This window comes from Parapedobacter soli (genome assembly GCF_025460835.1).
GTDB classification, from domain to species: domain Bacteria; phylum Bacteroidota; class Bacteroidia; order Sphingobacteriales; family Sphingobacteriaceae; genus Parapedobacter; species Parapedobacter soli.
Map to the genome: position 1 here is coordinate 19,277 of NZ_JAMXAY010000013.1, position 14,269 is coordinate 33,545.

The 14,269-nt window shown below is 51.0% G+C and carries 11 protein-coding genes and 1 tRNA gene; 3 read left to right on the plus strand and 9 right to left on the minus strand.

What is annotated here, in order from left to right; genetic code table 11:
- Positions 1 to 60 precede the first annotated feature (60 nt).
- The 4 genes from NGM62_RS07630 to NGM62_RS07645 all read right to left on the minus strand — a co-directional run bounded on the left by NGM62_RS07630 (position 61) and on the right by NGM62_RS07645 (position 4,667).
- Positions 61 to 134 (minus strand) — tRNA-His (locus NGM62_RS07630).
- Between the two features lie 64 nt (positions 135 to 198).
- On the minus strand, positions 199 to 2,091 hold the full coding sequence (htpG, locus tag NGM62_RS07635; RefSeq protein ID WP_262246927.1) for a molecular chaperone HtpG: 1,893 nt from the start codon (positions 2,089 to 2,091) through the stop codon (positions 199 to 201).
- A gap of 144 nt (positions 2,092 to 2,235) precedes the next feature.
- The gene (locus NGM62_RS07640; RefSeq protein ID WP_262246928.1) at positions 2,236 to 3,261 is read right to left on the minus strand and encodes a porin; all 1,026 of its coding nucleotides are present in this window, start codon (positions 3,259 to 3,261) and stop codon (positions 2,236 to 2,238) included.
- Between the two features lie 95 nt (positions 3,262 to 3,356).
- Positions 3,357 to 4,667: an ammonium transporter gene (locus NGM62_RS07645; protein WP_262246929.1), complete on the minus strand. Its 1,311-nt coding sequence runs from the start codon at positions 4,665 to 4,667 to the stop codon at positions 3,357 to 3,359.
- A gap of 492 nt (positions 4,668 to 5,159) precedes the next feature.
- On the opposite strand from NGM62_RS07645, the gene NGM62_RS07650 reads away from it, so the two are divergent.
- The 3 genes from NGM62_RS07650 to coaA are packed head-to-tail and all read left to right on the plus strand — an operon-like array spanning position 5,160 to position 7,657.
- Entirely contained in the window at positions 5,160 to 6,212 is a 1,053-nt protein-coding gene (locus NGM62_RS07650) for a patatin-like phospholipase family protein (protein ID WP_262246930.1), read from the plus strand.
- 58 nt (positions 6,213 to 6,270) lie between these two features.
- Complete coding sequence (locus NGM62_RS07655; protein WP_262246931.1) at positions 6,271 to 6,651, plus strand: methylglyoxal synthase; 381 nt, start codon at positions 6,271 to 6,273, stop codon at positions 6,649 to 6,651.
- A 49-nt stretch (positions 6,652 to 6,700) separates the two neighbouring features.
- Positions 6,701 to 7,657, plus strand: a complete 957-nt coding sequence (coaA, locus tag NGM62_RS07660) for a type I pantothenate kinase (protein ID WP_262246932.1) — start codon at positions 6,701 to 6,703, stop codon at positions 7,655 to 7,657.
- A gap of 5 nt (positions 7,658 to 7,662) precedes the next feature.
- On the opposite strand, the gene NGM62_RS07665 is transcribed toward coaA, so the two are convergent.
- From NGM62_RS07665 to NGM62_RS07685, 5 genes are read right to left on the minus strand one after another with little or no spacing between them, the layout of a single operon-like run.
- Positions 7,663 to 8,562 (minus strand): mechanosensitive ion channel family protein, encoded by a 900-nt coding sequence (locus tag NGM62_RS07665; protein ID WP_262246933.1) that lies wholly within the window; start codon positions 8,560 to 8,562, stop codon positions 7,663 to 7,665.
- A gap of 31 nt (positions 8,563 to 8,593) precedes the next feature.
- The gene (locus tag NGM62_RS07670; RefSeq protein ID WP_262246934.1) at positions 8,594 to 9,103 is read right to left on the minus strand and encodes a dihydrofolate reductase; all 510 of its coding nucleotides are present in this window, start codon (positions 9,101 to 9,103) and stop codon (positions 8,594 to 8,596) included.
- A gap of 9 nt (positions 9,104 to 9,112) precedes the next feature.
- Positions 9,113 to 9,934, minus strand: coding sequence for a thymidylate synthase (locus NGM62_RS07675; RefSeq protein WP_262246935.1), 822 nt, complete (start codon positions 9,932 to 9,934; stop codon positions 9,113 to 9,115).
- A 42-nt stretch (positions 9,935 to 9,976) separates the two neighbouring features.
- A complete protein-coding gene (locus NGM62_RS07680) occupies positions 9,977 to 13,147 on the minus strand; it encodes an efflux RND transporter permease subunit (RefSeq protein ID WP_262246936.1) in 3,171 nt (1,056 codons plus the stop codon).
- 32 nt (positions 13,148 to 13,179) lie between these two features.
- The gene (locus tag NGM62_RS07685) at positions 13,180 to 14,256 is read right to left on the minus strand and encodes an efflux RND transporter periplasmic adaptor subunit (RefSeq protein ID WP_262246937.1); all 1,077 of its coding nucleotides are present in this window, start codon (positions 14,254 to 14,256) and stop codon (positions 13,180 to 13,182) included.
- Positions 14,257 to 14,269: the final 13 nt, after the last annotated feature.

Consider the following 14,269-nt stretch of genomic DNA (forward strand, 5'->3'; position numbering starts at 1 on the left):
CGACTGGCGGCAGCCACGAAAAAAGGCACCTGCAAATCTGCAGATGCCTTCGTTTTTCGGGGTGGATAATCGGGCTCGAACCGACGACCCCTAGAACCACAATCTAGTGCTCTAACCAACTGAGCTATACCCACCGTATTATTGGACTGCAAAAATAGCAATTAAACAACAATCCAACAATAGTTTTATAAAAAACAATTAACCGATCAGACTTACACTCCGTTTCACGAAATTCGTCAGTTCGTTGCCGGTAAGCAGCCCACGCGAAAGCAGCGCCAAATCAAACGCTTGCTTCGCCAGTTGCTGCTGCTCCTCTTCGTTTTCCGACGAGAGCACCCGCTTAATCAACGGGTGGTTTCCATTGACAGTGACCTTGTAGTTGTCGGGCATGGTGCCGTAGAAACTCATGCCACCCCCGGTTTGCGCCATGTCTTTCATCCGCCGCATAAACTCATCGATGGTCACCGTAACGGGAAGCTCCTGTTCACCCAGCGCAGCTACCTCCACCTTCATGTTATCTCTGCTGATCGCTTTTTCAAAAAGAGATGTCACCGTTTTACTTTCTTCTTCGCTCAGCTGCAGTTCTTTGGCATCGTCCTTTTGGATCAGCTTGTCGATAACGTCGGCATCGACACGCTTGAGCTGTGTCTTCTCCGCTTTCTGCTCCAGATACGCTACGAAGTGGCTGTCGATGGGCGAATCCATCGCCAGCACATCATACCCCCTATCCTTGGCCGTAGCGATGTAACCATCCTGCTGCGCGGCATCGTTGGTATACAAGTACACCACATTGCCATCTTTATCTTGCTGGATATCCTTCACTTTCTCGGCGTATTCTTTGATGGTATACACCTCGTCGTCAGTATTTTTGACCAAACAGAAGTCGCTCGCCTTTTCCGCGAACTTATCATCGCTCAGCATCCCGTACTTAACAAAAAGACCGATGTCCTTCCATTTTTCCTCAAACCCTTTCCGGTCGCTTTTGAACAGCTCAGCTAATTTATCAGCTACCTTCTTGGTGATGTGGGCATTGATTTTCTTGACATTGCTGTCTGCTTGCAGGAAACTACGGGATACGTTCAACGGTATATCGGGTGAATCGATTACCCCATGCAACAGCATCAAAAACTCCGGCACGATATCTTTCACCTCATCGGTGATAAAGACTTGGCGGGAGTAAAGTTTGATTTTATTTTTCTGCACCTCAAAATTCTCCTTGAGCTTGGGGAAATACAGGATGCCGGTAAGGTTAAACGGGTAGTCTACGTTGAGGTGTATCCAAAACAACGGTTCATCCAGGGAGTAGGGATACAATTCGCGGTAAAATGCCAAGTAGTCTTCATCCTTCAATTCAGATGGCGACTTAGTCCATGCCGGGCTGGTATTGTTGATGATGTTGTCTACCTCTACCGATTTATACCTCGGTTTGCCCTCGTCGTCTTCCCCATCGGGCTCACTCGTGGTACGCGTGCCGAATCGGATGGGCACCGGTAGGAACTTGCCATACTTTTCAAGGATATCCTGCAGTTTGTTCTTTTCCAGGAACTCTTCAGAATCTTTGTTGATATGCAGGATGATATCTGTACCGCGTTCGGTGCGGCTACCTGTTGACAATTCATAGGATGTGCTGCCGTCGCAGATCCAGCGGGCGGGTTCGGCACCCTCCTGGTAGGACAGTGTTTGGATCTCCACCTCGTCGGCGACCATAAACGCCGAATAGAACCCGAGGCCGAACCGGCCGATGATCTCGTTGGCGTCTTTTGCTTCCTTGAATTTCTCAACAAACTCAGTGGCTCCAGAAAAGGCAATCTGATTAATGTATTTCTTCACCTCGTCTGCCGTCATGCCGATGCCTCGATCCGATATGGTGATGGTCTTTGCCTTTTCGTCAAACGCTACATCGATGGTTACATCGCCCAATTCACCCTTGTACTGCCCCAGAGAGGCCAACCTTCTGATTTTCTGGGTGGCGTCTACCGCGTTGGAAACCAGTTCCCGAAGGAAAATCTCATTATCGGAATATAGGAACTTCTTGATTACCGGGAAAATATTCTCGGTATGGATGGATATACTACCTTTTTCCTTTTTCATATAGCTAACTATGGAATAAATTGTACATTACTAGTCAATGCTGTGACCTAAACAATATACGTTCCAATAGCCTCATAACGTCAGGATGGCAGGACATTATGGCAACAAACGCAGCAGCAGGTGAAAACTATGGCATAGCCTGTGTTAAAACGTATACACCAAAGCCACCGCGAATTGCGAGGCGCTTTTGGTGATATCCATATCCTTGCTTTTATAGAAGAGCTCCGTGGAGCCGTTGTCCAAACGGAATTCGGGGATCATCGTCAGCGGGCCGGCTTTGACGTTGGCCGACAGGGTCAGCCCGATGACCGACTCACCGCCGGGGACGAATGCCCAGCCTGCCTCCTTCTCCTTATAGTACTCGCCGCGGGCGCCCAGGGCAAAGGCTTCCGAAAAGCCGTACTGTAGGTATAATGCACCGCCGGAGTATCCGCCGTCAGCGCTGCCGGTGTCAGAAAAGTCGGCAGCATTCAGCCCTACCTTGAATGCATCGGTGACTTGGTATGCCGTGGTGAGGTCAACGATGGTGCCCGTGCTTCCGGTCAGGAAATTGATACATGCATCCCATCCATCCGCAGGTGAGACGGACAGCTGTGCGCCGAAGTCCGACACGCCGTCGAAGTCTTGGTAAACATTCCAATCGTTAAACAATCCCACCATCAAGGCCACCTTGTCTGAAAAAGCATACTCGGCCTTGATACCCGCATTCTGGAATGGCCCCGCCGAAAACAAATACGAAGTGGAATAATTGAAGTTTGCCGTCGGCGAGATAACCTCATATCCTACGAATGTCCCCATAAAGCCGGCGGTCATGGAAAACCTTTCTGTAAACGCGTAGGTCATGTACAGGTTCTGGATATGGAAGGAATTGCCATCGCTCCCGTTCAGCAGCGACTGGTATCCGCCACGCGGCCCGAAAGACACGTCACCCACGAAAGACGCCTTACCCACCGTTTTTGTAGCGATGAGATTGGCCATCCCAAGCGACACGGAGTTTTGTTCATTGGCAAAAGATGTAGGGATGTTGCTAAGGCCATCCGCATCGCGGTAGCCCGAAAAGTCATATTTGTAATAAGCGTCGACCGAACCTGAAATCGTTAAACCATTGTCTTGTCCGTAGGTCATGAAGCCTGATAGCAATAAGCTAAATGCTAAAAAAATCTTTCTCATCGTTGTGTATGTAGCTCGCCTTATCTTAAGCGTAGTTTTTGCCATCTTAAGTAATGCGGTTGAGTTTGGTAATTGATTGAATATATCCTCGGTTACTAAAGGCTTTCCCCGTGCTGGGTGATATCGAGCCCCTCCTCCTCTTCTTCGACGGAAACGCGGAGCTTGCTTACCAAATCGGTGGCTTTCAGCAATACGAAGGCCATGATAAAGGTAAATACCACAGCTCCTACCAACCCCAGCAGGTGCGCCATAAACAGCCCCGTCTGGCCAAAGAACAGTCCATCGGTGGTAACAGCCCCGTTGATGGTGTGCGTGGCAAACACGCCGGTGAGGATCATGCCGACCATCCCGCCCACGCCGTGGCTTGGGAAAACATCCAGGGTGTCGTCCACACGGGAATGGGTACGCCATTCAACAACCAGTCGGCTGATGATCGCTGCAACCACACCGATAATCAGCGAGTGGCTTACTGTAACAAAGCCCGCAGCCGGCGTTATGGCCACTAAGCCCACAACCACCCCGATACAAACCCCGATAGCCGTCGGCTTCTTGCCCCGTGCGGCGTCGAAGAAGATCCACGCCAGTGCGGCGGCTCCCGATGCCGTACTGGTTGTGGCCAACGCAGAGGCTGCAAGGCCGTTTGCGCCGAATGCAGACCCTGCATTGAACCCGAACCAGCCGAACCAAAGCAGCCCCGTGCCCAACATCACATAGGTAATACGGGCAGGGTTCGAACCACTCGAACCGTTGCCGCGTTTCAGATAAAGTGCGGAAGCCAGTGCAGTGACACCCGCAGACATGTGTACAACCGTTCCACCCGCGAAATCGAGCACTCCGATACCGGCCAATAATCCGTCCGGGTGCCAGGTAGCGTGGGCCAAGGGAGCGTAGATAAATACGAAAAACAGGATAAGGAAGAGCACATACGATTTGAAGCGTATGCGTTCGGCAAATGCACCTGTGATCAGTGCCGGCGTGATAATGGCAAATTTAAGCTGGTACATGGCAAACAGGGCAAAGGGAATGGTGGGCGCACCGGGCCAGTTGGGGCCGCCAACCACGCCTTCGAACATGAAATAGGTAGCCGGATTACCGATGATGCCGCCGATCGACTCACCAAACACCAAGCTGAAACCAAACACTACCCATATCACAGCCACCACAGCCATGCAGATGAAACTCTGGAGCATCGTGGATATCACATTCTTTTTCTTGACCATGCCACCGTAGAAAAATGCAAGTCCGGGAGTCATAATCAATACAAGTGCCGTGGATGTAAGCATCCACGCGACATCAGATCCGTCAATGGCCACCTCCGCATCATCGGGAAGAGACGGAAAGAAAAATGCCAATACCACCACAGCAAGCAGGGCAATAAAGGGTAAAATAGATTTTTTGGTCTCCATACATTAGTTTTTTAGTAATTTAATCTGTCTTTTATTATTAATACTGCAATTAATAATGCAAAAGTGTATAAATATTTCATAAAAACAATAATTTAATGACAAAAAATTCAAATAAATATCAATTTTTAATGTAAAAAACCAAAATAACTACATAAAATACACATTTATTTACCTAAAATATACACACAAAAGAATAAAATAACATTAATTCATAAAATTTAAACAGATACATACATTATAAAATAAATAAACACCATCAAATACGCTACATTAATAACAAATGAGTAATTTTCAGAAAAAATCATACAATAAAACCAAATAATAGACCTAAAATGACAATCGCAGGAAAAAATATCCGATATAGCCCAAGAAACGCGAATGAAACAGCTTACCAGCAGCCACAGTGTCGCTGGATTGTTTTTTATTTTTCTAAGTGATTATCGTTTGTATTTCGAGACAACTTTATCTAAGTTTACGGACAAAGCGCAAACAATGAAGAAAATCCTTTCGATTGACGGCGGCGGGATCCGTGGCATCATTCCGGGCATGCTGTTGGTTGCGTTGGAGCGGCGGCTGCAACGCATTAGCGGCGACCCCGGTTCGGCAATAGTAGATTACTTCGATTTTTTTGCTGGCACCAGTACTGGTGGCATATTAACATGCCTTTTGCTTTGCCCCGACGACGAGCGTCCATCGCGGCCGAAATTTTCGGCTCAGGAAACCTTAGACATTTACATAACCCACGGTAGTGATATTTTCAAGGCTGGGTTTTTCCGGCGGTTGATTGCTAAATTCGGATTGCTCAGCGAGCGTTATCCGAGTGCCACGTTGGAGCGTGTGCTCGAATCGTATTTCGGCGAATGTAAGCTCAGCCAGTTATTGAAACCCTGCATTATCACCGCTTACAACATCGAGCTACGGAAGACACATTTCTTCAGGCAGCAAACCGCGATTGCACGTGGCGATGCACGGGATTTCTACCTACGTGATGTATGCCGGGCAACATCGGCCGCCCCCACTTATTTCAGCGTCGCTGAAATATACTCGATGAGCGGCACCCGCTACCCCTTGTTGGACGGAGGCGTATTCGCGCCCAACCCATCGATGAGCGCGCTGGTGGAAGTAACGAAAGCATTCAACCAAACAAAAATCAATGACATCACAATCCTATCGCTGGGCACAGGGCGCTCCCGGAAGTCGTACGACTATGAGCATTTCAAGAAGAGCCGCGCCATATCCATCGGCCCCGCATTGATCGATATCATGATGAGCGGTGCAGCCGAAAGCAGCGACTTCTTCCTCCATCAATTGTACCGATCGGTAGGAAAAAAAGACCAATACACCCGGATAGAACCCAAAAATCTGCACAGCATCCAAGAGGAGCTCGATGCAGCCAGCCCCAACAACATCCAGAAGCTGGTTGCCCTAGGCGACCGTATGGTCAGTGAAAACGACGAGCTGATCGGCAAGCTCGCCACATGGTTGGTTAAAGACAAAGTCGGCTCCCAACCTAAAAGCCCCTGGCGGTTCTTATCGACAAAATGAAAACTGAGCAACGTGTAGTATTTTACAAAACAGCAACCCATAAATTTATAAATAGCGAATGAAACAACAGACGATTGCACTAATAGCGCACGATGGAAAAAAACCGGAAATGGTAGGGTTTGTAAAAGACCACTTTGATATACTGAGTAAAGCAAAGCTTATCGCTACCGGCACTACGGGCTCATATATCCGGCAGACAGGCCTGGATGTCGAACTGAAGTTGAGCGGCCCGAAGGGGGGCGACGCACAAATCGCTGCACTGGCCGCCGAGGGGCAGATTGACGCCATCCTCTTCTTCCGCGACCCCCTGGGCAAACACCCGCACGAACCCGATATCCAGATGCTTATGCGTGTATGCGACGTATACGACGTGCCCCTGGGCACCAATCCGGCAGCAGCAGAATTGATACTGAAAGGCCTTTGCCAAAACAAAGCCTGAAACCACAAACAATTTTAGTTAATTTTGCGGCTTCACCAACTCCACGGGAATGGTAAAAACAGAGAACGGCATCGCATACTCTCCCTTTCGCAACGTGACACGCGACACTTGGAAAACACTCAACGGCCACCCCAACTATGTGCTGGCCGATGAAGATATCCAGAAGCTCAATGCACTGAACGAGCCGCTTACGATGCAGGAGATCGAGGAGGTATATTTTCCTCTCAGCCATTTGCTGCACCTCCACATCGAAAGCTATCAGGAGCTGCACCGCCATACTAATTCGTTTTTCGACAACCATACCAAGCACCTGCCATTCGTTATCGGCATAGCCGGAAGCGTGGCTGCTGGCAAAAGCACTACCGCGCGGGTATTGCAAAAGGTGCTGTCGCTGGCGCCCCACAACCCCAAGGTCGAACTGATCACCACCGATGGCTTCCTCTATCCGAATAGCTACTTGGAGTCGAGGGGCATACTCAACCGCAAGGGGTTCCCCGAGAGTTACGACACACGGCGGCTGCTCGGCTTCCTGTCCGACATCAAGTCGGGCAAGGAGTTGGTTTCGGCACCGGTATACTCCCATTTGCTGTATGACATCGTACCGGACCAACTACAATGGGTAGCACAGCCCGATATCCTTATCGTGGAAGGTATCAATGTGTTGCAGGTAAATGTGAAGGGGAAACATCGCGGGCCACGGGTTTTCGTATCCGATTTTTTCGACTACTCCATCTACGTTGATGCTTCGCCCGAAAACCTGGAAGAATGGTACACCAAACGCTTTGAATGGCTCCGCAAAACAGCTTTCCAACACCCCGATTCTTATTTCCACCGTTACGCCGACCTCGATGAGCAACAGAGCGCAACGATGGCTGCCAACATATGGAATGAGATCAATAAGCCTAATCTATTGAAAAATATCCTACCCACACGGTTCCGGGCTGACCTGATTTTGGAGAAAGGCGGCCACCATTTCGTAAAAAGTGTAAAAGTGAGGAAAGTTTAACCGCCTTACCTGTTGTCGGTTCTGCCGCTTTGGGTGGCCTCAAACGCGATGATTCGCTGATAGATATCGTTGCGTAGCTTCCTCCGTAATCCGGCGTCTTTCTTCAACGTAGAAAACTGCAATTTATAGTGCACTGCGTCTTTGGTAATCCCCACCACCCTGAGCTGGAAACTATCCAGCACCACATCGGGGCCATACCGCTGCAACACGTCGTGCACCTCCTTTTCCAGAGCATCCCTATGGCGAGAACTAGCTAGGGGCAACTCGAATTCAACGGTCAACTTCCGGGAATTCTGGAGCGACTGGTTGATGATATTTGTTGTAAAAGCCGTGTTATTCGGAATGAGCACCACATCGTCATCGTCGTTCTTAACCATGATGTTGGACAAAGTGATGTCCATGATTTTGCCTTGGTGCTCACCGATGCGGACGGTATCTCCAATCGTGTACTGGTCAGAAAACATAATCAGCAACCCGCTGATCATGTTGGTGATATAGTCGCGGAACAGCAGGGCAATAGCCATCGCCACGATGGTAATACTCGTCAGGAACTCCTTCGGGTTGATACCCAGCGCAATCATCAGCCCGAGGATGGCGAATACGATATTCAGCAGGGTAGCTATCTGATTGATACCCAGTATGTAGTTTCCACGGATCCGGTTGTTTTTCTTGTTGCGGCGCCGATAAATCGAAATCAGTGTAAACCTGCCGATAGCAATCAGGATGCTCCCGGTAAGGAAGGTATTTAGGCCATAGGCTACCCCTGCCAGATATGGGTGCTGGTGATACATTTCGACATTTGCCGCAAAGGAAATGGTAATGGTAGCCCATAAAACCACTTTGAACGCAAAAAAGAACCACCCGCCGAGTGGCCGCTCTTTTCCCGTATCAGACGCCCGTGTCATGCGATAAAAATAAGCATTTGATTTGGAAAACCTACCGACGTCGCTCTAAAATCCGGAAGCTATAGCTATATGCATGCCGCTCATCTGCGGGGTGGTTTTCTTCCGATGCCAGACGCCACTCACGCTCATCCAGTTCGGGGAAAAAACTATCACCGGGCAAGGAAACATGCACGCGCGTAAGGTAGATACGCTCCACGAGCGGCAGGGCTTGCCGATAGATTTCAGCCCCCCCTACAACAAACACTTCCGGTTCGCCCGGGCAGCTCCCGATAGCGGCCTCTACCGAGTGGACCACCTCGGCACCCGCTACCGCATACTCGGCCTGCCGGGTGATGATGATATTCCGGCGATTGGGAAGCGGCTTGCCCACCGACTCGTACGTCTTGCGGCCCATGATAACGGGGTGGCCTGTAGTGGTTCGCTTGAAAAACCGCAGGTCGTTCGGCAAGTGCCACAGCAACTGGTTGTCTTTGCCAATGGCATTGTTTTCGGCAGCAGCCACAATGGCCGACACAAGCGGACGTGCTGTTGAATGCTCCATATTGAAACCCTATACCGCTACCGGCGCTTTGATACGTGGATACGGATCATAATCCTTCAATTCGAAATCTTCATAGCGGAAGCCCAGTATGTCGGTAACCGCTGGATTGATCGCCATGTGCGGTAGCGGCCGCGGCGAGCGGCTCAGCTGGAGCTCCACCTGTTCGAAATGATTACTGTATAGGTGGGCATCGCCAAATGTATGCACAAAATCCGCCGCCTCCATATCGCATACCTGTGCCATCATCATGGTCAGTAATGCGTAAGACGCGATATTGAATGGAACGCCGAGGAAGATATCCGCACTACGCTGGTACAACTGGCAGGAAAGCTGTGGTTTGAGCAGGCCATTTGCGGGGTCTGCCGGGGCCACATAAAATTGGAAAAAGGCATGGCATGGCGGCAATGCCATGTTTTCGATCTCTGCCACATTCCATGCCGACACGATGATGCGGCGCGAGTCGGGATTGGTTTTCAACTGCTGTACCACCCTCGCGATCTGATCGATATGCTCCCCACCCGGGGTAGGCCACGACCGCCATTGCGACCCGTACACCGGGCCCAAGTTACCCGCCTCGTCGGCCCATTCATCCCAGATGCTCACCCCGTTTTCTTTGAGGTATTTGATGTTGGTGTCGCCGCGGAGGAACCAGATCAGCTCATGGATAATGGAGCGCAGGTGCACCTTCTTGGTCGTTACCAGGGGAAATCCCGCTTTCAAATCGAAACGCATCTGGTGGCCGAACACACTGCGGGTACCTGTACCCGTACGGTCGTGCTTAGTCACTCCGCTTTCATACACATAGCGCATCAAATCGAGGTATTGCTTCATCGTAAATCCTTTAAAGTGCGTAAAGATACACAGATTTTCGGGCTACACCGCCTCCTCTTCGTATTCTTTCACTTCTTTATGGACATAGTCCTCCACCATCAACTCCTCGATGGGCTGTCCCTTTTTATCCAAGCCGAGGCGATGCAGGATATTGTCCATGATCTGGTAAATAACCGGAACGACAATCAGCGTCAGGAACAACGAACTGATCAGTCCGCCGATGATGACCCACGCAAGCCCGTTTTTCCATTCGGCACTTGGCCCCGTGGCCATGGCGATCGGTAGCATCCCGAACACCATAGCGATGGTAGTCATCAGGATAGGACGCAGCCGTGCCTGGTTAGCTAGGAGGAGTGCTTCGCGGGTCGACTTACCTTCGGCCTTGAGGTGGTTGGTGAAGTCCACAAGGATGATGGCGTTTTTGGCCACCAGCCCAATCAGCATGATCAACCCAAGAATGGTGAATATATTCAGGGTATTATTTGACAGCGCTAATGCCAGCAACGCGCCGATAATAGACAAGGGTATGGAAAACATCACCACGAACGGATACACAAAACTATCGTAAAGCGCCACCATGATGAAGTAGACAAGGAGGATGGAACTGATCAGTGCGATACCCAGGGTACCGAACCCTTCAGACTGCTGCTCCATATCGCCGCTCCAGACATAGCTTACGCCGCTGGGGCGCCGAACTTGGTCGAGTTGCGCCTCCAGATCGGCGGCGATGGCACTCACGGGGCGACCTACAACTTGCGACTGCACCTTAACTGATGTACTTTTGTCGCGCCGCTCCAGCTGGCTCGGCCCCGACCCCTCTCGGACGGAGGCAAACTGCGACAACCGCACTACCTGCCCTTTATCGTTTGTAAACGCTAGGTTGCTCACGTCGCTCACATTCTGGCGATCGTAGTCATCGAAACGGACATTGATATCGTATTCATATTCTCCAGAGCGGAATTTGCCGTCGGTATTCCCATTGAATGCGGTTTGCATAGTAGCACCCACCGTTTGTAGGTTGAGACCCAACGCGGCCATCTTGTCGCGGTCCACTTCCACGGTGATTTCGGGCGTTCCGCTCTCTATCGATAGCTTGGCCTCGGAGGTACCCGGAATTTTGCGCACCTCTTGCAAGATACCTTCCGCATACGTAAGTACCGAATCCAGGTCAGAACCGATCACCACCATCTCGAGAGGTGCCTGCTCTGCAAAACCAACGATACTGATGGGTACCGTCTTCACCTTAGCCCCCACCAATATATCTTCCATTTCGCGTTTCAACTTCGCTGCATAGATATTGCTGGGATCTTCCCGGTCTTGGCTACCCACCAGTTTCACGGTGAGCTCGGCCTTGTATGCCGTAGCCTGCGTACCTAAGAAACCATCGCTAGACTGCCCCACGGTGGAGATTACCGATACCACCTCGGGCTTAGTCGCCAGAAATGCTTCCGCACGCTGGGCCATCTGGTTGGTTTGCTCAATGGACGCGTCCTTGGGCATCTCTATCTGCACCAAAAACTCACCACGGTCGCCCTGTGCAAAAAACTCACCACCGATATACCCCCCGGCCAGCAGTCCAAACGAGGCGATCAGCATAACGGTCACCAGTGCCAACGTGATGAATTTGTGGTTGAGCGACCACTTCAACACACCCGACACCCAATTGGTGAACCGATGCAGCTGGTTTTCGAACCACAGCACGAACCGGCCGAAAATATTCTTGTCAGACACCCGGTCGAGCTTACCGAAGCGCGATGTGAGCAGCGGTACAATCGTAAATGAGGCCAGCAAGCTAAGCAAGGTAGCTATCACTACCACCACGCAAAACTCACGCAATATATCGGACACCATGCCGGTGCTGATGGCAATCGGGAGGAATACCACCACAATAACCAGTGTGATGGATATAACGGTAAACCCGATTTCTTTAGCGGCATCGTAGGATGCGCGCACCTTGTTCTTGCCCATTTCCATGTGCCGGTAAATGTTTTCGATTACCACGATGGCGTCGTCTACAAGGATACCTACCACTAGCGACAGACCCAAGAGCGACATCAGATTGAGTGTGTAACCAAACAGGTTGATACCGATGAACGTGGCAATCAGCGACGCCGGGATGGCTACCATTACGATGACCGCGTTACGGATGCTATGCAGGAAGAACAGCATCACCACAGCTACCAGTACAACCGCCAAGAACAAATCGAATATCACGGCATTGGCCGACTCCAGTGTATAGGTGGAGCTGTCGTTTGCCACATCTATTTTCAAGCCCTCCGCCTGGTAGGTATCCATCAACGTGGCGATTGTCTCTTGCGTACCGCGGCTAACTTCCACGGCATTGGCATCGGACTGTTTGAGTACCTGCAGCAACAGTGCGCTCTGCCGATTTACACGGGCAATTTTTTCAACATCCTTTTGCGTATCCTGCACATCGGCGATATCGCGGATACGTACCTGGCCACCGGTTGGGGTTGTGGAAATAACGAGGTTGCGCAGTTCCTCTACCGATTTATATTTGCCGGCCAGCCGCACGAGGATGTCCTGGTTTTGCGTTTTGACACTCCCGGTGGGGAAATCGAGGTTTGATGTCAGGATTGCCTGTTGCACCTGCAGGATAGACAGTCCATAGCCTTCGAGCTCTGAGGCGTCTATGCTCACCTGTATCTCCCGCTCTTGCCCGCCGATAAGGTTTACCTGCGCCACCCCCGGCACCCGTGATAGCACGGGCTGCACACGCTTATCTATCAGGTCGTAAAACGCTGCGTCATCCATATCGCCGGTGGCTGCGAGTGAAAGGATTGGCAGGTCGTCCATGGAGAATTTGGCCAACGAGGGTGCTTCCGCATCGTCTGGTAATTCAGACAAGATGGCGTTTACCTTACGCTGGGCATCATTGAGCGCGTAGTCTACATCGGTGCCGCTATTCAGCTCGATGATGACCATGGAAAGGCTCTCGAACGATGTTGCGTCGAGCTTCTTGATATTCTCCAACGATGCTACGGCATCCTCGATTTTCTTGGTTACGGTATTTTCCACCTCACTGGGTGACGCCCCCGGGTATATGGTGGTGATAGACACCACGCTCGGGGTGAACTTGGGGAGCAACTCGTAGTTTAACGAGAAGTAGCTCATGATGCCCAATAAGGTCAGTGCGGTGAATACCACAATGACGATGGATGGGCGCTTTATCGATATTTCTGCTATCTTCATGATTTGAGATATGAGCTATTAGAAACAAATAATTATCCTTGGGCCGCGTCGGACTGCGCAGCTACCTTGGCGCCGTCCACCAAGTTGATCTGCCCGCTTGTGATTACGGTTTCACCCTCTTCAAGCCCCTTGATGATTTCTACCTGTTCGCCGAAGATCCGTCCGGCAACCACATCGCGGACTGCCGCTGTACTGTCTGCATCCATCACATACACCTGGTTGCTGTTTACCCCACCGATGAAAGCCCCGCGTGGAACGAGGATGGCAGGAGCCGCCTGTGGGAACTTGAAATTGGCTGTGCCATACATTCCCGCCCTCAATTCGGAAGAGTGGTTATTGTCAATAACAATCTCTACCGGATAGTTGAGTGCGTTATCGGCCTTGGCAGCAATGAACCGTACCTTACCGTTAAACTCCTCGGCAGGGAATACCGTACTGGTAACGGTGACCTTATCCCCTACTTTTAGGTGGACCACCTGGCTTTCGTTGGCGGTCACCTGCAGTTTCAATTGCGAGAGATCTACAATCTCGAAGAGCTCCGTGCCCGGCGACAGGTAGGCCCCCACTTCAATGGACCGGCGGTTGATGATGCCATTGATGGGCGACTTCACCGCGGCATCGGCCACGCGGCGGTTGGCCTGCTGCAGCCTAACCTCTGCGTTGCGGAGCTGCAGCTCGATTTCATCCAGTTGAGCCCGCGTAACACCGCCGGTTTCAAACGAGCTCTTGTACCGTTCGTGATCAGTTTTCAACTTTTGCAGGGCATCTTCGGCAGCCTGTTTATCCAGGGTGAGGATTTCGGGGTCGACCAGTGCCAGCACCTGGCCGGCACGCACCCGCGAACCCTCGTCGACCAAAATGCGTGTGATGCGGCCGCTCACTTCCGAAAGCAGCTTCAGGTCCTGGTTCGCGGCGAAGTTGCCGTTGGCCGAGAAGTCCAGCACAATCGGTTGCCGGCTCACCGTGGCAACCTTAACGACGACAGCGCCGCCCGTTTCGGCAACGACAGCCGTCTTCGCCTCGTTTTCTTTTTTGTTATTGGTTAATACCCACCCGATAAGGCCCAACAGGCCAATAACGACGATGATGGTGATAATGATCCGTTTCATATATTAAGTGTGT

Bases quoted from the DNA above. Each gene is read 5' to 3' on its own strand.
- htpG (WP_262246927.1), bottom strand. From the start codon at position 2,091: ATGAAAAAGGAAAAAGGTAGTATATCCATCCATACCGAGAATATTTTC.
- NGM62_RS07640 (WP_262246928.1), bottom strand. From the start codon at position 3,261: ATGAGAAAGATTTTTTTAGCATTTAGCTTATTGCTATCAGGCTTCATG.
- NGM62_RS07645 (WP_262246929.1), bottom strand. From the start codon at position 4,667: ATGGAGACCAAAAAATCTATTTTACCCTTTATTGCCCTGCTTGCTGTG.
- NGM62_RS07650 (WP_262246930.1), top strand. From the start codon at position 5,160: ATGAAGAAAATCCTTTCGATTGACGGCGGCGGGATCCGTGGCATCATT.
- NGM62_RS07655 (WP_262246931.1), top strand. From the start codon at position 6,271: ATGAAACAACAGACGATTGCACTAATAGCGCACGATGGAAAAAAACCG.
- coaA (WP_262246932.1), top strand. From the start codon at position 6,701: ATGGTAAAAACAGAGAACGGCATCGCATACTCTCCCTTTCGCAACGTG.
- NGM62_RS07665 (WP_262246933.1), bottom strand. From the start codon at position 8,562: ATGACACGGGCGTCTGATACGGGAAAAGAGCGGCCACTCGGCGGGTGG.
- NGM62_RS07670 (WP_262246934.1), bottom strand. From the start codon at position 9,103: ATGGAGCATTCAACAGCACGTCCGCTTGTGTCGGCCATTGTGGCTGCT.
- NGM62_RS07675 (WP_262246935.1), bottom strand. From the start codon at position 9,934: ATGAAGCAATACCTCGATTTGATGCGCTATGTGTATGAAAGCGGAGTG.
- NGM62_RS07680 (WP_262246936.1), bottom strand. From the start codon at position 13,147: ATGAAGATAGCAGAAATATCGATAAAGCGCCCATCCATCGTCATTGTG.
- NGM62_RS07685 (WP_262246937.1), bottom strand. From the start codon at position 14,256: ATGAAACGGATCATTATCACCATCATCGTCGTTATTGGCCTGTTGGGC.